The sequence below is a fragment of the Micromonospora foliorum genome (genome assembly GCF_022229015.1).
Lineage (GTDB): Bacteria > Actinomycetota > Actinomycetes > Mycobacteriales > Micromonosporaceae > Micromonospora > Micromonospora foliorum.
The window spans coordinates 21649-37399 of sequence record NZ_JAKKFF010000575.1; the positions used below are offsets into that span (position 1 = coordinate 21649).

The following is a 15751-nucleotide window of genomic DNA, read 5'->3' on the forward strand; positions in this document are numbered from 1 at the left end:
GATCAAACAATCTCGGGGATGGTGAGGCAATGTCGGACTACGGGCACGAACTCCGGTTTGGGTCGTTCCTGACGCCGAGCGTGCACGACCCGGATCAGGTGGTGGCGCTGGCCGAGCTGACCGAGACGGCGGGGCTGGACCTGGTCACGTTCCAGGACCACCCGTACAACGCGGAGTTCCTCGACACCTGGACCCTGCTGAGCTGGGTGGCAGCCCGCACGGAACGGCTCCGGATCTCGGGGAACGTCCTCAGCCTGCCGCTGCGCCCGCCGGCCGTGCTGGCCCGGGCCGCCGCGAGTCTGGACCGGTTGTCGCACGGCCGGTTCGAACTCGGCCTCGGCGCCGGCGCGTTCTGGGACGGGATCGAGGGCATGGGGGCACGTCGGCTGACCGCGGGTCAGGGGGTCGCGGCCCTGCGGGAGGCGATCGACCTCCTACGCGGCGTCTGGGACGACACCGTCGACGGGCCGCTGCGGCTGGACGGGGAGTACTACCCCGTACCCGGCATGCAGCGCGGCCCGAAGCCGGCACACGACATCGACATCTGGCTCGGCGCGTACCAGCCGAAGATGCTGGCCCTGACCGGCCAGAAGGCCAACGGCTGGCTGCCGACGCTGGAATACCTGCGATCGCCGGACCGGGTGACCGCCAACCGGCTCATCGACGAGGCGGCAGTCGCCGCCGGCCGTGAGCCTCGGGAGATCCGACGGCTGCTCAACCTGTTCAAGGTCGACGTCTCGTCGCGCAGCCGCGGCTTCCTGCAGGGGCCCGTCGAGCAGTGGGTCGACCAGCTCCTTCCCCTGGTCCTCGAAGAGGGGTTCAGCACCTTCCTGATCGGCCGCGACGACCCACGCCTCATCCAGACCCTCGGGCAGGAGATCGCCCCCGCGCTGCGGGAGGCGGTCGCCAAGGAGCGCGCCGGGGGTGAGGCCGGCACCGGACCGGTCCGCACGACCGTCGCGCTGGCCGCGCGGCACCCTGGTCTCGACTACGACGCGCTGCCCGCGTCGCTGGCCACCCGGTCCGTGGAACCCGGTGATCCGGAGTACGAGCGGGTGCGCCACACCTACAGCTGGCACGGATCGCCGGCCCTGGTGATCCGCCCGCAGAACGCCGCCGAGGTGGTCGACGCCGTGTCGTACGCCCGGTCGCAGAAGGTCCCGCTGTCGGTGCGCAGCGGCGGGCACGGCATCAGCGGCCGGTCGACGAACGACGGGGGAGTCGTCATCGACATGTCGAGGATGAACAGGGTCGAGGTGCTCGACCGGGCGACCCGCCGGGTGCGGCTGGAGCCGGGTGCCCGGTGGGGTGACGTGGCCCAGGCGCTCGCCCCGTACGGCCTGGCCATGAGCTCGGGTGACTACGGAGACGTGGGCGTCGGCGGTCTCGCCACCACCGCCGGCGTCGGATACCTGGCGCGCAAGCACGGCCTGACCATCGACCACGTCGTCGCCGCCGAGATCGTCACCGCGGACGGCCGTCTGCTGCGCGTCGACGACGAGCAGCACCCCGACCTGTTCTGGGCCGTCCGCGGCGCCGGTGGAAACTTCGGTGTCGTCACCGCGCTGGAGCTGGAGGCGTACGAGGTCGACAACGTCGTCTACGCCCAGCTTGTCGCCGACGCGACCGACACCGCCCAGCTGCTGCGCCGGTGGGGCCAGCTCGTCGAGGACGCGCCACGGGAGCTGACCAGCTTCCTCTCCCTCTTTCCCGGCCGCCGTGGCAACCCGCCGGCTGCCCAGGTCACCCTCGTCTACGCCGGTGACGACGTCGAGGCGGCGCAGTCCGCCCTGAGCCCGTTCCTGGAAATCGGGCCGATCCTCGACCAGCAGGCGCAGCTCGTGCCGTACCCGGCGATCGTCGTGCCGCCGGGCAACCAGCATCGGGGGCAGGGTCTGAAGGACACCCGCAGCGGTCTGTTGCACCACGTCACACCGCAGGCGGCCGACCTCATGGAGCACATGATCCATTCCGGCGACGTGATGATCATGCAGCTCCGGTCCGTCGGCGGGGCGGTCAACGACGTCGCCCGCGACGCGACCGCCTACCCGCACCGGGAGCAGAACTTCTCGGTGCTCGCCGCCACGGTCCCGGACCGCCGGCCCCAGCTCGACAAGCTCTGGGCCGAGCTGTACGCGCATCTCGACGGCCTGTATCTCAGCTTCGAGAGCGACACCGACCCGGCTCGACTGCTGGATGCCTGGCCCGAACCCACCCTCGGCCGGCTGCGCGCCATCAAGGCCACCTACGACCCGGACAACGTCTTCAACCGGAACTTCCCCATCCCACCGGCTGGGCCGGTCGACTAGAGAACGCCGGACAGGTACTCGCGGCGACGCTGCGGTTCGAACTTCTCGATCGCGTACCGCAACATGACCCGTGGCATGACCCGGTAGCGGCGGGCGAGGAACTCCTCCTCCGCCGCTCTGTCCCGGTTGCCCACCTCGCGCAGCATCCAGCCCACCGCCTTCCGGACGAGGTCATGCGGGTCGTGCAGGAGCCGGTCGCCGAGTCGGAAGGTCCACTCGAAGTCACCGGCCCTGATGAAGGCGAAGGTCGCCATGATGGCGATGCGCCGGTCCCACACGAGGCTCGACTGGGCCAACCGGTCCAGGACGCTGCGGTCCCGGTCGATCAGCCAGGGGCCGACGACGTACGGCGCGGACGAGTCGACCAGGTCCCAGTTGTTGATGCTGCCGGTGTTGGCCAGGACGGTGTCGAAGATCTGACCCCGTTCCCGCTCGTCGCCCCTGGTGAACTTCCGCACCAGGATGAGCAGCGCGGTCAGCCGCTCCTCGTGCGCGCCACCGGTGAGCAGCGTCGTCGTCTCGGTCAGCGAGAGGTCGCGCCAGAACCGGGCGGCCACCCTGCGCTGCTCGGGCACGGAGACACCGAGGGCCCGGTCGCCCTCGCCGTACCCGCCGGGGACCATCTGGAGGAACCGGCTCGACGCCTCGGCTCGACGTGGATCGGCGAGGCTGGCGAGTTCCCGACGCACGTCGACGCTGGTGGCCATGACCGACCACGCTACCGCCGGTCAGCCGTCCCCGGCGGCCTGGGCGGCGGCGGAGAAGGTTCAGCTGACGAGCTGGCAGGAGCCCGGGCTCTACGGTGGCTTCATCCATCCCTGGTCGAGCCGGAACGCGGGCCGCCCGTCCCTCAGCAGGGTGTGACTGGGTGACTCAGGGGGTAGGACCACGATTGCTGACAACCGCCCCGGAGCGGAGCTGCCGCGCATCTGACGAGGTGCCGGCAAGGCCGGAAGTTGCCATTCCGGCGAACGCCGATCGAGGAGGGCGCACTGCGATGACACAGCCGACGATGGATCCCGCCGACGCGATGGCCGAGCTGGGCCGGGTCAGACTCGACGAGGTCAGCCTCGACGACATGCTGCTCCGGATCGCCGAACTCGCCAAGGAGAGCATTCCCGGGACGACGGAGGTGACGGTCACTCTGGTCCGGGGTCGGGTCGGTTGGACCGGCGCATTCACCGGCGAGTTGGCCCGCCAGTTGGACGAGTGGCAGTACGAGCAGAACCGGGGCCCCTGCCTGGATGCCTCCGCCAGCGGTGACACCATCTCCGTGCCGGACATGGCCGTCGAAGAGCGCTGGCCGGCATGGGCGGAGACCGCTCGCGCCGCCGGGGTGCGGAGTTCCCTCTCCATCGGGCTTCCCATCCAGGGGTCGGTGGTCGGGGCGCTCAACGTCTACAGCGATTCGGCGCACGCATTCGATCTGTCCTCGATCGCCAGCGCGCAGGGTTTCGCCGCGTACGCGGCGGTGGCTCTGGCCAACGCGCACCTGTACGAGAACGCCGCCACGCAGGCGGCGCAGATGCAGGAGGCGATGCGGAGCCGGGCGGTGATCGAGCAGGCCAAAGGAATCATCATGGGGGGCCGGCGGTGCTCGCCGGAGGAGGCGTTCGCGCTGCTGTCGAAGATCTCGCAGGACACCAACCGGAAGGTGCGCGAGGTCGCGGAGACCCTGGTCGCCCAGGCGGCGGAGAAAACTCAGGGGTGAGTGCGCCCTGACTGTCAGCGGCATGCGACAGGGCCGCCCGCACGAGGCGGGCGGCCCTGTCGGCAGGTCGCACGGACGGCGACTGCCCGGCTGATGCCAGTCAGCTCTCCGAAGGCTTGCGTACGGCGTCGCGTACCCGGTCGATGACCGCCAGCACCGGTCCGGCGGCGAGGTTGCCCTTCGCGGACTGCGCGCTGGGATGTGGCCGCGTCGGCGCGGACGCCTCCGCCGCCCGGACGGCCGTGGCGAGGCTACGAAGCCGCTCGACCGGAACGTGCTGGCGAAGCCGGGGGAACTCATAGCGCTCCTCGTGCCGGGCGTGCAGCAGCACGGCGTCGCGCAGCAGGACGATGCCGGTGTCGAAGCCGTCGGCGTCGACGCCACCCTCGATCAGGGTTTGCAGGGTCTCCTTCGCCTGCCGTTCCTCGTCGAGCCGGTCGTCGACCATCGCGTCACCACCCCCACCCGGCAACGTCCGGGCGAGCGGGTGGACGACCTCCTCCTCGGCGGTCTCGTGCGCGGCGAGGAGCTTGACGAGGTCGTCGAAGGCGTCCCGTCGGGTGTCGCCGGTGCCGCCGATGACCAGCAGGAAGAGTTGCTCGATCTGGGCGTGCTGGGCGAGCAGCAGGTCGACCACGTCCTCCTCGGGGCCGGGGGTGGCCGGGGCGCCGGTGTCAGGCATGGCTGCCTCCTTCGGCGCGAAGCGTCTCGATCGGGTGCGGGCCCTCGGTCTCGATGCGGTACTCGTCGCCGAAGCGTTCCCGGTGCATGTCGATGACCTGCTCGCTCGGCGGCTGCTGGCCGTCGTGCAGCTGCTGCTGCATCCACTCGAAGCGCTCGTGCGCCTCGCGGACGTAGCCCTCGCCGAGTTTCGTCAGGTCGATCTGGGTGGCCAACAGGTGGCGCAGGTAGTCCTTGTTGGGCTCGAAGGTCAGCGGCTCGGGAAGGCCGACACTGCCGACGACCTCCTCCGGCTCCCGGCCGTCGTGCCGACGCAGCAGGTCGGCGGCCTGCTGGAGGTGCGCCAACTCCATCTGCAGGTGCAGCTCCCACACCGCCTTGATCCGGGGGTCGCTCTCCTGCTGCAGGAAGGAGTAGTAGAGCCAGCACTCGTTGTACTCATGGGTGAGTAGCCGCTCCCACCAGTTCTCGCCCGGGTCCAGCAGTGACTCGTAGTGGGTGACGTGCTCCTGCTCGATCAGGCTGATCTCCTGGTAGAGCTGACGCGCGATCGGCTCCATGTACTGCGGGCCGACGTTCATGTAGTAGAACATCACCTGCTGCTCGGCTGAGAGGATCGTCAGCGCGTGCAGCTTCGAGCGCGGGTCCACCGAGTTGCGGTCGTACGGGGTGCGGACCTCGTCGAAGGGATGCCGGTGCTCCTGGACCGTCGGTCGGCCGGGCATGACCTCGGTGAGCCCGTCGACAATCTTCTCCGCCTTGCATCGCTCGACCATCTCGTAGAGGTTGGCGTAGCGGTACAGGTGGTCGAAGTCCTCCAGCACACCGAACTCGTACGCCTGCTTGAGATAGGGGTCGGGTTCGTGGCGGGCCACCCAGGCGGTGAGGTCGACGGCCACCTGCTCGTAGCCGAGCGTCGTCTCCAGCACGCTGGCGACGCCGGGAAGCAGCCAGTTCACCACCCGCTGCTGCTGACTCTCCACGTACCGGACGTAGGCGAGCTGTCGGCGGACCTCCTGGTCGGGGCAGTTCCGGGCGAACTGGTGCTGGAAGTTGATCGCCTCGATCTCGATGCCGTTCATCGTGATGATCCGGCACCGGGTGTACGGGTCGACCGCCTCCGGGTCGATCGGATCGACGTTCAGCTCACGCCAGTTACGGATCTGGTTCTCGAGTGGGATTCCTTTGTGGTCGAGCGGATTGAACATGCCTCTCCTTCATGGGGGATGGTGGCCGTGCCGCCTAGGGTCGAGCGGCGACGGAGGGGCCGAGGGGTTGACGTGTCTGCGCTCCGCGACGGGGACGTCGCGGAGCCACGGCGGGGCTGACCACTGGAGGGCGCATGTCTTGACCCGATCGCCCGGTACCCACCCCGAACGGTGGCAAACCAGGCAGTCGTCCGGAACGCGGTCCGATGACGATTTGCGGGTGTGGGTGCCGGACCGGTGGGTAGGGCTGAGCCATGCTGAAGCGAGCGGTGTGGCAGGGAGTGGTGGCGGGTCTGGCCGGGGCGGTGGTGATGACGGCCGCCGAGAAGATCGAACAGCGGGTGACCGGACGGCCCGACTCCTACGTGCCGGCTCGGGTTCTGGCCAGGCTGACTGGCCTGCCGGAATCCTCCGGGCAGCAGCCCCGATGGCAGAACCTGGCGATGCACTACGGCCAGGGCGCGCTGGTCGGCGTGCTGCGCAGTGTCATGGCGCAGGCCGGGCTGCGCGGCGCCTGGGCTTCGACGATGTTCACGGCGGTGCGCCTGACCAACGACCAGATCCTGGAGAACGCCACCGGCGTGGGGGCGCCCCCACCGACCTGGCCCCGCCCCGAACTCGCCATCGACGTGTTGCACAAGTCCATCTACGCGTTTGCCACCGGAGCGGTGGCCGACGCGCTCGCCGCCCGCGACGGAGCGGGCCCCGGGCAGCGGCACGCGGCGCTCCGTCCCGGCCGCCACGCAGACGTCGGTCCGCTGCCCCGGGCGGCAGCACGTCGGGCATAGCCGCGGAGGAACCGCCGACGGCCAGGAAGCCGCGTGTGGGGCCGCGGCGTGTTTAGCTGCACGGATGATCACACCCGTTCCCCTCGGTACGTGGCCGACGCCGCTGGAGGCCGCGCCCCGGCTCGCCGCCCGGCTGGGGCTGGCCGAGCTCTGGTTCAAGCGTGACGATCTCAACGGCCTCGGCGGGGGCGGCAACAAGATCCGCAAGCTTCGGTACGCCTGCGCGCAGGCGATCACCGAAGGCGCCACCACGGTCATCACCTCGGGGGCGCCGCAGAGCAACCACGCCCGGCTCACCGCCGCCGCGACCGCGCGGCTCGGCCTCTCCTGCGTGCTGGTGCTCGCCGGTGCGCCCCCGGAGAACCGGCGCGGGAACCTGCTGCTCGACGGGCTCGCCGGCGCGGAGATCGTCTGGAGCGCAGACCGTCCGCTGGCCGAGGTGGTGGCGGTCGAGGCGGAGCGACGATCGGCGTACGTCATCCCGTTCGGCGGCACCTCACCCGCGTCGACCCAGGGCTATGTGGACTGCGGTCGGGAGCTGCGAGCCCAGCTGCCCACCGTTGACGGGGTCGAGGTCGTGACGGCGCTCGGCTCCGGCGGGACGATGGCCGGCCTGGTGCGGGAGTTGGGCGCGGAGCGGGTGATCGGCGTGGATGTCGGCGCTCTGCCGGACCCTCGGGCGACCGTCGCCGGGCTGCTCGTCGGCGAGGTGGAGCCGGAGGCGCTGCGGATCGACGGCACCCAGGTGGGTGCCGGGTACCGGACGCTCACCGACGCCGTCCGGGTGGCGCTGGAGGTGACCGCGCGTACGGAGGGCGTCTTCCTGGACCCGACGTACACCGGTCGGGCGATGGCGGCGCTGCTGGCCGGCAGCTTCCCGCACGGCGACCGGGTCGTCTTTCTGCACACCGGCGGGCTGCCGGGACTCTTCGGTCACCCCGAGTTGTAGGGGCACCGGCCGGGCACGCACGGCGGTGCCCTACGGGCGGGATCGCGCCGGAGGGCACCGAGCCGAGCTGTCGACGGATCAGACGCTGGCGAAGTGCTCGCGGTGATCGTGGACGAACTCGGCGAAGGTCCGCGGCTGTCGGCCGACGATCCGCTCGACATGGTCGTTGGTGAAATCACCCCACCCGGAGCCGTAGGCGACCCGGTACTCGGCGAGGACCTCGGCCGACCACTGGTCGAGGCCGACCTGGAGCAGGCCGTCGCGTGTCTGCTCCGGGCGCTGTGGCACGTAGCGCACCGGCTGGCCGAGCGTACGGGCGATCTCGTCGGCCGCCTGGTCCAGCATGATGCTCTCCGGGCCGGTGGGCGTGTAGATCATGCTCTCGTGCTGCTGCGGCGCGGCGAGGATCGCTGCCCCTGCGGCGGCGATGTCCCGGGCGTCGATCAGGCCGACCCGCGCGTCACCGAAGAGGCCGTAGAGGTGCTCGCCGGCCTTGGCGCCGAGCAGGTTCTGCATGAAGTGACTCGGTCGCAGGATCGTCCAGGGGATGCCCGACTCCTGTAGCTCCGCGTCGGAGAGGGCGTGCAGTCGGCCGTTGCGGGTGGGCGCGTCGTGCGCGGCGCCGATCGCGGAGAGCCGGACGATGTGCCGCACGCCGGCCTGCCGGGCCGCCCACACCGCGTTCATGCTCTGGCTCGGCGCCAGCGGGCCCATCGGCATCAGCAGCCACAGCGTCGTCACGCCCTCGAACGCCGGAGTCAGCGTGGTGGGCGGTCCAGGTCTCCGACGACGTACTCGACCCCGTCGGCGTGCGCGACGTGGGCTTCGTGCGCCTGATCGAGCAGAAGCTCGCCGACACGCTCGGCCCCGACCGGTACCGCGACTTTCGGGACGCGCTGGGCCGTGGTGTGGCGAGCCTTCCGGCGACCGTTCAGGACGCCGAGGGCTGAGCTGGCATGTGCCGGCGCCAACCGGGTACGCCGCCGTGGCCCGGGGGGCCGGCGGAACGCCCAGGCTGACCGCTTTTCACGCAGCCGAGGAGCACCGACATGCCTATCGCAGGGCGGGCCCGACTCACACCGACGGTCTCCCTGGTGCTGCTGGCGTCGATCCTGGTGTCGTTCCTGGCCGCGTCGGCCGCCCCGACCCCTCTCTACGGTGTGTACCAGGAGCGGTGGCACTTCTCGCCGGTCACCACCACCGTGGTGTTCGCCGTCTACGCGCTCGCGGTGCTGGCGTCGCTGTTGACGTTCGGCAGGTTGTCCGACCATGTCGGTCGGCGGCCGGTGCTGGCCGTCGCGATCGCGGTGCAGATGCTCGCGCTTGTCGTCTTCATCTTCGCCAACGGTGTCGCGGCCCTGCTGGTCGCCCGCCTCGTGCAGGGGCTGGCTGCCGGCGCCGCCACCGGCGCCGTGGGCGCCGCCATGCTCGACATCGACCGGGCCCGGGGCACGCTCGCGAACTCGATCGCCCCCGGGATCGGAACCGGGAGCGGGGCGCTGCTCTCGGCGCTGCTCATCCAGTTCCTGCCCGCGCCGACGCGACTGGTGTACGTCGTACTCCTGGTGATCCTGCTGATCCAGGCCGTCGGGGTCGCGCTGATGCCGGAGACGGTCACCCCGATGGCAGGGGCGCGACGCAGTCTGCGGCCGGACATCACGTTGCCCCGCTCGGTGCGCCGACCGGTCCTGGTCGTCGTTCCGGTGCTCTTCGCGGTCTGGGCGCTGGCCGGGTTCTTCGGCGCGCTCGGCCCGGCGCTCGTCCGCAGCCTCATGAACACCTCGATCGTGATCGGTGGTCTGGTCCTCTTCGTCTTCGCCGTCTTCGGGTCGATCGCCGTTCTGGTACAGCGCAACACCGCCGCGCGGACCGTCATCCTGACCGGCATCGTCGCGCTGATCCTCGGCATGGTCGTCACGGTGGTGTCGGTCATGGCGCAGTCCATCCCGGGCTTCTTCGTCGGCCTCGCGCTCGGGGGCGTCGGCTTCGGCAGCGGCTTCCAGGGCAGCCTCAAGACGGTCATGCCGCTGGTCGAGGCGCACCAACGCGCCAGCGTGCTGTCCGTGCTCTACGTCGTCTGCTACGTCGGTTTCGGTCTCCCCACGGTGATCGCCGGCTTCCTCGTGGTCTACGCCGGCGGCCTGCCACGGACCGCCGACGAGTACTCCGTCGCCGTGATCCTCCTGGCCCTGGTCGCCCTGCTGGGGGTGCGCAGGGCCACCAGGATGGCGCCGGGCTGATGCCGGAAAGCCGGCGCCGAGCAGGAACGCAAGCAGTAGCGTGATGATCAGGAAGGGGAAGCAATGAGCCCGAAGGTGGCCCAGGGCGACGCGAGTGCGACGTCGCGCATCGAGAGCCTCGACGTCAAACTCGAGGTGATCGTCATCCCGGTGTCGGATGTCGACCGGGCGAAGGCGTTCTACGAACGACTCGGGTGGCGGCTCGACCAGACCCCGCCCGGCATCGTCCAGTTGACGCCGCACGGCTCCGCGTGCTCCGTACAGTTCGGCCCCGGGCTCACGCCGGCGGCTCCCGGCTCGGCCATGGCGTACCTGATCGTGTCCGACATCGAGGCGGCCCACGACACCCTCGTCGCCGCCGGTGTCGAGGTCGGCGACGTCTTCCACGTCAGCCCGAACGGCCCGGTCGACGGGCCGGACCCGCAGCGGCGCAGCTACTTCTCGCGCGCCACGCTGCGCGACCCGGACGGCAACACCTGGTTGATGCAGGAGATCACGACCCGCCTTCCCGGGCGCATCGAGGGTGGCCTCACGTCGTTCGGCTCCACGAGCGACCTGGCGAGCGCGCTTCGGCGCGCGGCCGCCGCGCACGGTGAGCACGAGAAACGCACGGGCGAGCATGACGACAACTGGCCCGACTGGTACGCGGCGTACATGGTCAGCGAGCAGTCGGGGGCCAAGCCGCCCGAGTGACCTGCGCCGACGCGTAGGACCTAACCGATCGACGTGCTGCCGGTGAGTCACATGACTCGCCGGCAGCGCTGTTCGTGGGGGCGATGTGCGCGAGTTGCCCGCCGGGCGTCGGCGGCCGTGACCGGCGTCGGGATTCCACGCAGTGGACGACCCTTGTGGATACCCCACCAAAGCTGTAGGAATAGTAGGTCATAGTGATCGGGAGAGGCCGTGACCGTTGTTTCCGCAGTACAGACCGTGGCCGCCGACAACGGCGCCGCACCACCGACACGCCCGCCGCGCGCGCAGCGGCACGCCGGCTGGTGGCGACGCGTCGCGCTTCGCGTCGTCTCCCTCGTGGCCCTGCTGGCGCTGTGGCAGCTCCTGGCGGTGCTGACCGACAACCCCACGTTCATACCGTCACCGGGGGCGGTGTGGGACCGCCTGGTGCAGACCTCCACCACCCACGACGGCGTTCGCGGCTACAGCGGTCACCTGCTGGTCGAGCACCTTGGCGTCAGTCTGCGCCGCATCCTGATCGGCTCGGTGGTGGGCGTGGCGGCCGGGCTGGTGCTCGGCCTGGTGATGGGCACCGTCGCCTGGGTGCGGGTCGCGACCGAGCCGGTCGTCACCTTCGTCCGCGCGCTGCCACCACTGGCGTACTTCAGCCTGTTCATCATCTGGTTCGGCATCGACGAGACGCCGAAGCTGTGGCTGCTGTCCATCGCCGCGCTGCCCCCGGTCGCGGTCGCCACCGCCTCCGCCGTCAAGGCCGCGCCCGCCACCCTCGTCGAAGCGGCCAGGGCGTTGGGCGGCGGCCGCTGGGCGGTCACCCGCGACGTGGTGCTGCCGCACGCGTTGCCGGAGATCTTCACCGGCATCCGGCTCGCTGTGGGCATCGCGTACTCGTCGGTGGTCGCCGCCGAGACCATCAACGGCGTACCGGGCATCGGCGGCATGGTCCGCGACGCGCAACGGTACTCGCAGACCGACGTGGTGGTGCTCGGGCTGTTCGCCATCGGCCTGTCCGGCCTCCTCATCGACGCCCTGCTGCGCACCGCGGAGGACCGGCTCGTCCCCTGGCGCGGTCGAAGCTGACCCGCGCTCTTTACCCCTCTCAGAAATGGGCGTCCCGTGCGTAGACCGATCACCAGAATCCTCATCGCGACCGCTCTGCTCGCCGCCGCCGTACCTCTCGCGGCGTGCGGCGACGGCGCCGCCAGCGGCGGTGGCGATCCGCAGCGCAAGAGCATCCGGCTCGCCTACCAGGCGTTCCCGAGCGGCGACCTGATCGTGAAGAACCAGCAACTGCTGGAGAAGGCGCTGCCGGACTACACGATCACCTGGACGAAGTTCGACTCCGGCGCGAGCATCAACACCGCGTTCGCGGCCGGCAGCGTGGACATCGCCGCGATCGGCTCCAGCCCGGTCGCGCGGGGTCTGTCGGCGCCCCTGAACCTGCCCTACAAGGTGGCCTTCGTCCTCGACGTCGCCGGCGACAACGAGGCGCTGGTGGCCCGCAACGGCGCCGGCGTCGCCAGCATCACCGACCTGCGGGGCAAGAAGATCGGCACCCCGTTCGCGTCGACCGCGCACTTCAGTCTGCTCGCCGCCCTGGAGCGGGCCGGAGTGAAGGAGAGCGAGGTGACCCTTGTCGACCTGGAGCCGCAGGACATCCTCGCCGCCTGGACCCGGGGTGACCTCGACGCCGCGTACTCCTGGCTGCCATCGCTCGACGCGCTGAAGAAGACCGGGAAGGTGCTCCTGAGCAGCCGGGAGCTGGCCACCGCCGGCAAGCCCACCCTGGATCTCGGCGTGGTCTCCACCGCCTTCGCCGACGCGCACCCGGAGGCTGTCGACGCGTGGCGCAAGGCCGAGGCGCAGGCCCTCGACCTCATCGCGAGCGACCCGACCGCCGCGGCGACCGCCGTGGGTCGTGAGCTGAACCTGGACACCGCCGCGGCCCGGCACCAGTTGAGTCAGGGCGTGTTCCTCAAGCCCGCCGACCTGGCCAGCCCCGAGTGGCTGGGCTCGCCCGAGAAGGTCGGCGCGCTGGCCGAGAACCTGTACAACGCGGCAGTCTTCCTCAAAGGGCAGAAGAAGATCGACGCTATCCCGGACCGGTCGGTGTTCGAGGCCGCGATCTACACCAGGGGTCTGCCGAATGTCCTCCAACCCTGACGCCGCGGTCGAGGTCCGCGACGTCACCCACACGTACGGGAGCGGGTCGGCGGCGGTCACCGCCCTCGGCCCGGTCGACCTCCGCGTACCGCCGGGCGCCTTCCTGGTGATCGTGGGCGCCTCGGGCTGCGGCAAGACGACGCTGCTGCGACTGATCGCCGGTTTCGAGCGGCCGACGGCCGGCACGGTGACCGCGGCCGGCCGGCCACCGGTGCCGGGACGTAACGCGGGCCTGGTCTTCCAGCAACCACGGCTGCTGCCGTGGAAGACGGTCGGCGGCAATGTCGGGCTCGCGCTGCGCTACGCCGGTGTCTCCCGTCCGGAGCGGTCCCGTCGGGTGGCCGCGCTGCTGGACCGGGTCGGCCTGCCGCACGTCGCGCACCGGCGCACCTGGCAGCTCTCCGGCGGCCAGCAGCAGCGGGTGGCCATCGCGCGGGCACTGGCCGTGGACAACCCGTTGCTGCTGCTCGACGAGCCGTTCGCGGCCCTCGACGCGTTGACCCGCGAGCGACTGCAGGAGGACCTGCGCCAGGTCAGCGCGGAATCCAGCCGTACGTGTGTGTTCGTCACGCACAGCGTGGACGAGGCCGTGTTCCTCGGCAGCCGGGTCATCGTCCTGACCCGCCGGCCCGGTCGGGTGGCCCTCGACCTCGACGTCGATCTGCCCCGCACCGGCGTCGAACCAGACGAGTTGCGGGGTTCACCGGAGTACGCGGCCCTGCGCGCCACCATCGGCCACGCCGTACGCGCCGCAGCCGCCTGAAACGAAAGGGCACCGTCATGACCGACACCCTCGTGAAACTGGCACTGGAACCACTCGGGCCGCACTTCGGGGCCGAGGTACGGGACCTGGACCTGCACGGCGCGACCGATGCGGAACTCGCCGCGGTACGGGCGACGTTGGTGCAGCGCAAGGTGCTGTTCTTCGCCGACCAACGCCTCGACGACGACGGCCAGGTACGCCTCGGTCGCCGGCTCGGCGAGCTGACCGCCTCGCACCCCGTGGTCGGCGGCGTCGACGAGAAACACCCCGAGGTGTACGCGCTGGACAGCGCCGACAACGGTTTCGCCGACGTGTGGCACACCGACGTGACCTTCGTCGCCCGGCCACCGCTCGGCTCGATCCTGCGCGCGGTGACGCTGCCACCCACCGGTGGCGACACCACCTGGGCGGACAGCCAACTCGCGTACGACTCGCTCGCCGAGCCGGTGCGGCGGCTGGTGGACCAGTTGGTCGCTGTGCACGACGGCAACCGCGAGTTCGGCTACTACCTCGCGCAGCGCCGTGGCGGTCGGGGCAACGTCTGGGAGGGCGAGGTGGTCACCCGACTGGAACCGGTGGAGCACCCCGTCGTGCGCGTCCACCCGGAGACCGGTCGCAGGGGCATCTTCGTCAACCCCGGCTTCACCTCGCACATCGTCGGGGTGTCAGAGGCCGAGAGTCGGGCGATCCTGGACCTTCTCTACGCGCACCTCACCAAGCCGGAGCACCTGGTGCGACACCGGTGGCGGCCCGGCGACGTGGCGATGTGGGACAACCGCAGTACCGCGCACTACGCCAACCGCGACTACGGTGGCGCGCGCCGGGTCGTACACCGGATCACCCTGCGCGGCGACAGCCCGCGGGGCCCGGTCGATCCGTGGCGGGGTGCCGGGGCCTGACCGCTGGCCGGTCACCGCAGTCCGCGGATGAGGTTGTCGACCAGGGTGCGGGCGAAGTCCTCGGTGAGCGGCAGGTCGGCGATGAGGAGCCGGTGGTAGCAGGCGCCCCAGAGCTGGTCGACGACGGATTCGGGGTCGATGTCGGCGCGTAGCTGCCCACGGGCGATGGCCCTGGTGAGGGTCTCGACGGCGAGGGCGCGACGGGGGCCGGAGTAGCGCTCGCGGTAGGCGGCGGCCAGTTCCGGGTCGGTCTGGGCCTGCCCGATGAGCTGGCTGATGACCCGCCCGGCGGTGGTGTCCCGCACGAGGTGGACGAAGGCGACGAGCTGGTTGGTCAGGTCGGCGACGATGTCGGCGGTGTCGGCGAAGGCCAGGGTGGGCGCGACGACGGTGAAGTAGCCGTCCAGGGCGAGCGCTCCCTTGGACGGCCACCACTTGTAGATGGTCATCCGGCTGGCTCCGGCGTGGGCCGCGACCTTCTCGATGGTGAAGCCGGCCATGCCCTCGGCCAGCAGGAGTTCACCGGCGGCCGTGAGGATCTCCGCGCGTACCTGGTCGGCGGGGCGACGGCCGCGACCACGGCGCACTGGCGTCTGGGTCTCCGGCGTGAGCTCGGCCACTGGTCCTCCCGGTGATATGGACACGCTGTCTACTGGATGGTTATATGGACACAGCGTACACAGCGGTGCGCGGACTCCACGAGACGCGCCGCGACGACGACCGAAGGAGACGAGGAACATGACGGGTCTACGACGGCGACGGTTGGGTGCCTCCGGGCCGGAGGTGTCGATCATCGGGCTCGGCGCGATGGGCATGTCCGACCTGTACGGGCCGGCCGACGAGGCGGAGAGCATCGCGACGCTGCACGCGGCGATCGACGCCGGTGTGAATCTGGTCGACACCGCGGACTTCTACGGGTCGGGTCACAACGAGCTGCTGATCGGTCGGGTGCTGCGGGAGCGTCGCCGCGACGAGGTGGTGCTCAGCGTGAAGTTCGGCGCACGTCGTACCCCCGACGGCGGGTTCCAGGCGGCACCGTACGACGTGTCGGCGGCGGCGGTGAAGGACCGGCTGGCGTACTCGCTGCGGCGGTTGGGCACCGACCACATCGACATCTACCGGCCGTCGCGGCTCAACCCGCAGGTGCCCATCGAGGAGACCGTGGGCGCGCTGCTCGAGATGCAGCAGGCCGGCTACATCCGGCACATCGGGCTCTCCGAGGTGGGCGCGGACAGCATCCGTCGGGCCGCGGCGGTGGCGCCGATCAGCGACGTCCAGATCGAGTACTCGCTGCTCTCCCGTGGCCCGGAGGCCACCATCCTGCCGGCGCTGCGGGAGCTGGGCATCGGG

At 70.8% G+C, this 15751-nt stretch carries 18 protein-coding genes; 13 read left to right on the plus strand and 5 right to left on the minus strand.

The features are described from left to right. The first annotated feature begins 29 nt into the window (after positions 1-29). On the plus strand, positions 30-2309 hold the full coding sequence (locus tag PSH25_RS32355) for an LLM class flavin-dependent oxidoreductase (RefSeq protein ID WP_238662675.1): 2280 nt from the start codon (positions 30-32) through the stop codon (positions 2307-2309). Here PSH25_RS32355 and PSH25_RS32360 read toward each other — a convergent pair. Beyond that, a complete protein-coding gene (locus tag PSH25_RS32360; RefSeq protein WP_238662676.1) occupies positions 2306-3016 on the minus strand; it encodes a DNA alkylation repair protein in 711 nt (236 codons plus the stop codon). The genes PSH25_RS32355 and PSH25_RS32360 overlap by 4 nt on opposite strands. On the opposite strand from PSH25_RS32360, the gene PSH25_RS32365 reads away from it, so the two are divergent. Beyond that, on the plus strand, positions 3015-3173 hold the full coding sequence (locus PSH25_RS32365) for a hypothetical protein (RefSeq protein WP_274528263.1): 159 nt from the start codon (positions 3015-3017) through the stop codon (positions 3171-3173). The two genes, PSH25_RS32360 and PSH25_RS32365, sit on opposite strands and share 2 nt — an antisense overlap. A gap of 133 nt (positions 3174-3306) precedes the next feature. Further along, positions 3307-4020 (plus strand): GAF and ANTAR domain-containing protein, encoded by a 714-nt coding sequence (locus PSH25_RS32370; RefSeq protein ID WP_238662677.1) that lies wholly within the window; start codon positions 3307-3309, stop codon positions 4018-4020. A 100-nt stretch (positions 4021-4120) separates the two neighbouring features. Here PSH25_RS32370 and PSH25_RS32375 read toward each other — a convergent pair whose 3' ends face one another. Beyond that, entirely contained in the window at positions 4121-4702 is a 582-nt protein-coding gene (locus PSH25_RS32375; RefSeq protein ID WP_238662678.1) for a hemerythrin domain-containing protein, read from the minus strand. After that, positions 4695-5909, minus strand: coding sequence for a hypothetical protein (locus PSH25_RS32380; RefSeq protein WP_238662679.1), 1215 nt, complete (start codon positions 5907-5909; stop codon positions 4695-4697). The genes PSH25_RS32375 and PSH25_RS32380 overlap by 8 nt, the downstream gene beginning before the upstream one ends. Before the next feature lie 254 nt (positions 5910-6163). Here PSH25_RS32380 and PSH25_RS32385 point away from each other — a divergent pair, with 254 nt between their 5' ends. Together PSH25_RS32385 and PSH25_RS32390 are read left to right on the plus strand one after the other, a co-directional pair. Next, positions 6164-6697 carry a hypothetical protein gene (locus PSH25_RS32385; protein WP_238662680.1) on the plus strand — a complete coding sequence of 178 codons (534 nt, stop codon included), beginning with the start codon at positions 6164-6166 and terminating at the stop codon, positions 6695-6697. Between the two features lie 64 nt (positions 6698-6761). Next, on the plus strand, positions 6762-7646 hold the full coding sequence (locus PSH25_RS32390) for a pyridoxal-phosphate dependent enzyme (RefSeq protein WP_238662681.1): 885 nt from the start codon (positions 6762-6764) through the stop codon (positions 7644-7646). A 78-nt stretch (positions 7647-7724) separates the two neighbouring features. Here PSH25_RS32390 and PSH25_RS32395 read toward each other — a convergent pair whose 3' ends face one another. Continuing rightward, complete coding sequence (locus PSH25_RS32395) at positions 7725-8408, minus strand: NAD(P)H-binding protein (protein WP_274528260.1); 684 nt, start codon at positions 8406-8408, stop codon at positions 7725-7727. A 47-nt stretch (positions 8409-8455) separates the two neighbouring features. On the opposite strand from PSH25_RS32395, the gene PSH25_RS32400 reads away from it, so the two are divergent. The 7 genes from PSH25_RS32400 to PSH25_RS32430 all read left to right on the plus strand — a co-directional run bounded on the left by PSH25_RS32400 (position 8456) and on the right by PSH25_RS32430 (position 14401). Further along, complete coding sequence (locus PSH25_RS32400; RefSeq protein WP_238662683.1) at positions 8456-8596, plus strand: hypothetical protein; 141 nt, start codon at positions 8456-8458, stop codon at positions 8594-8596. Between the two features lie 99 nt (positions 8597-8695). Beyond that, entirely contained in the window at positions 8696-9886 is a 1191-nt protein-coding gene (locus tag PSH25_RS32405) for an MFS transporter (protein WP_238662684.1), read from the plus strand. Between the two features lie 63 nt (positions 9887-9949). Beyond that, the gene (locus tag PSH25_RS32410) at positions 9950-10579 is read left to right on the plus strand and encodes a VOC family protein (RefSeq protein ID WP_238662685.1); all 630 of its coding nucleotides are present in this window, start codon (positions 9950-9952) and stop codon (positions 10577-10579) included. Positions 10580-10789: 210 nt separating this feature from the next. Further along, entirely contained in the window at positions 10790-11656 is an 867-nt protein-coding gene (locus PSH25_RS34085) for an ABC transporter permease (protein WP_238662686.1), read from the plus strand. Between the two features lie 36 nt (positions 11657-11692). Further along, positions 11693-12739, plus strand: a complete 1047-nt coding sequence (locus tag PSH25_RS32420) for a taurine ABC transporter substrate-binding protein (RefSeq protein ID WP_238662687.1) — start codon at positions 11693-11695, stop codon at positions 12737-12739. Continuing rightward, entirely contained in the window at positions 12723-13502 is a 780-nt protein-coding gene (locus tag PSH25_RS32425) for an ABC transporter ATP-binding protein (RefSeq protein WP_238662688.1), read from the plus strand. Before PSH25_RS32420 ends, PSH25_RS32425 begins: the two co-directional genes overlap by 17 nt. A 17-nt stretch (positions 13503-13519) precedes the next feature. Next, entirely contained in the window at positions 13520-14401 is an 882-nt protein-coding gene (locus PSH25_RS32430; RefSeq protein WP_238662689.1) for a TauD/TfdA dioxygenase family protein, read from the plus strand. Positions 14402-14412: 11 nt separating this feature from the next. Here the strand turns inward: PSH25_RS32430 and PSH25_RS32435 are convergent, their stop codons facing one another. Continuing rightward, complete coding sequence (locus PSH25_RS32435; RefSeq protein ID WP_238662690.1) at positions 14413-15021, minus strand: TetR/AcrR family transcriptional regulator; 609 nt, start codon at positions 15019-15021, stop codon at positions 14413-14415. Between the two features lie 118 nt (positions 15022-15139). Here PSH25_RS32435 and PSH25_RS32440 point away from each other — a divergent pair. Continuing rightward, a partial coding sequence (locus PSH25_RS32440) for an aldo/keto reductase (RefSeq protein ID WP_238662691.1) occupies positions 15140-15751 on the plus strand: 612 nt, incomplete at its 3' end.

What these genes read in the sequence shown, in the direction of transcription:
- PSH25_RS32425 (WP_238662688.1), top strand. Translation starts at nt 12,723, where the DNA reads ATGTCCTCCAACCCTGACGCCGCGGTCGAGGTCCGCGACGTCACCCAC.
- PSH25_RS32370 (WP_238662677.1), top strand. Translation starts at nt 3,307, where the DNA reads ATGACACAGCCGACGATGGATCCCGCCGACGCGATGGCCGAGCTGGGC.
- PSH25_RS32390 (WP_238662681.1), top strand. Translation starts at nt 6,762, where the DNA reads ATGATCACACCCGTTCCCCTCGGTACGTGGCCGACGCCGCTGGAGGCC.
- PSH25_RS32355 (WP_238662675.1), top strand. Translation starts at nt 30, where the DNA reads ATGTCGGACTACGGGCACGAACTCCGGTTTGGGTCGTTCCTGACGCCG.
- PSH25_RS32430 (WP_238662689.1), top strand. Translation starts at nt 13,520, where the DNA reads ATGACCGACACCCTCGTGAAACTGGCACTGGAACCACTCGGGCCGCAC.
- PSH25_RS32375 (WP_238662678.1), bottom strand. Translation starts at nt 4,702, where the DNA reads ATGCCTGACACCGGCGCCCCGGCCACCCCCGGCCCCGAGGAGGACGTG.
- PSH25_RS32405 (WP_238662684.1), top strand. Translation starts at nt 8,696, where the DNA reads ATGCCTATCGCAGGGCGGGCCCGACTCACACCGACGGTCTCCCTGGTG.
- PSH25_RS32360 (WP_238662676.1), bottom strand. Translation starts at nt 3,016, where the DNA reads ATGGCCACCAGCGTCGACGTGCGTCGGGAACTCGCCAGCCTCGCCGAT.
- PSH25_RS32380 (WP_238662679.1), bottom strand. Translation starts at nt 5,909, where the DNA reads ATGTTCAATCCGCTCGACCACAAAGGAATCCCACTCGAGAACCAGATC.
- PSH25_RS32385 (WP_238662680.1), top strand. Translation starts at nt 6,164, where the DNA reads ATGCTGAAGCGAGCGGTGTGGCAGGGAGTGGTGGCGGGTCTGGCCGGG.
- PSH25_RS32365 (WP_274528263.1), top strand. Translation starts at nt 3,015, where the DNA reads ATGACCGACCACGCTACCGCCGGTCAGCCGTCCCCGGCGGCCTGGGCG.
- PSH25_RS32410 (WP_238662685.1), top strand. Translation starts at nt 9,950, where the DNA reads ATGAGCCCGAAGGTGGCCCAGGGCGACGCGAGTGCGACGTCGCGCATC.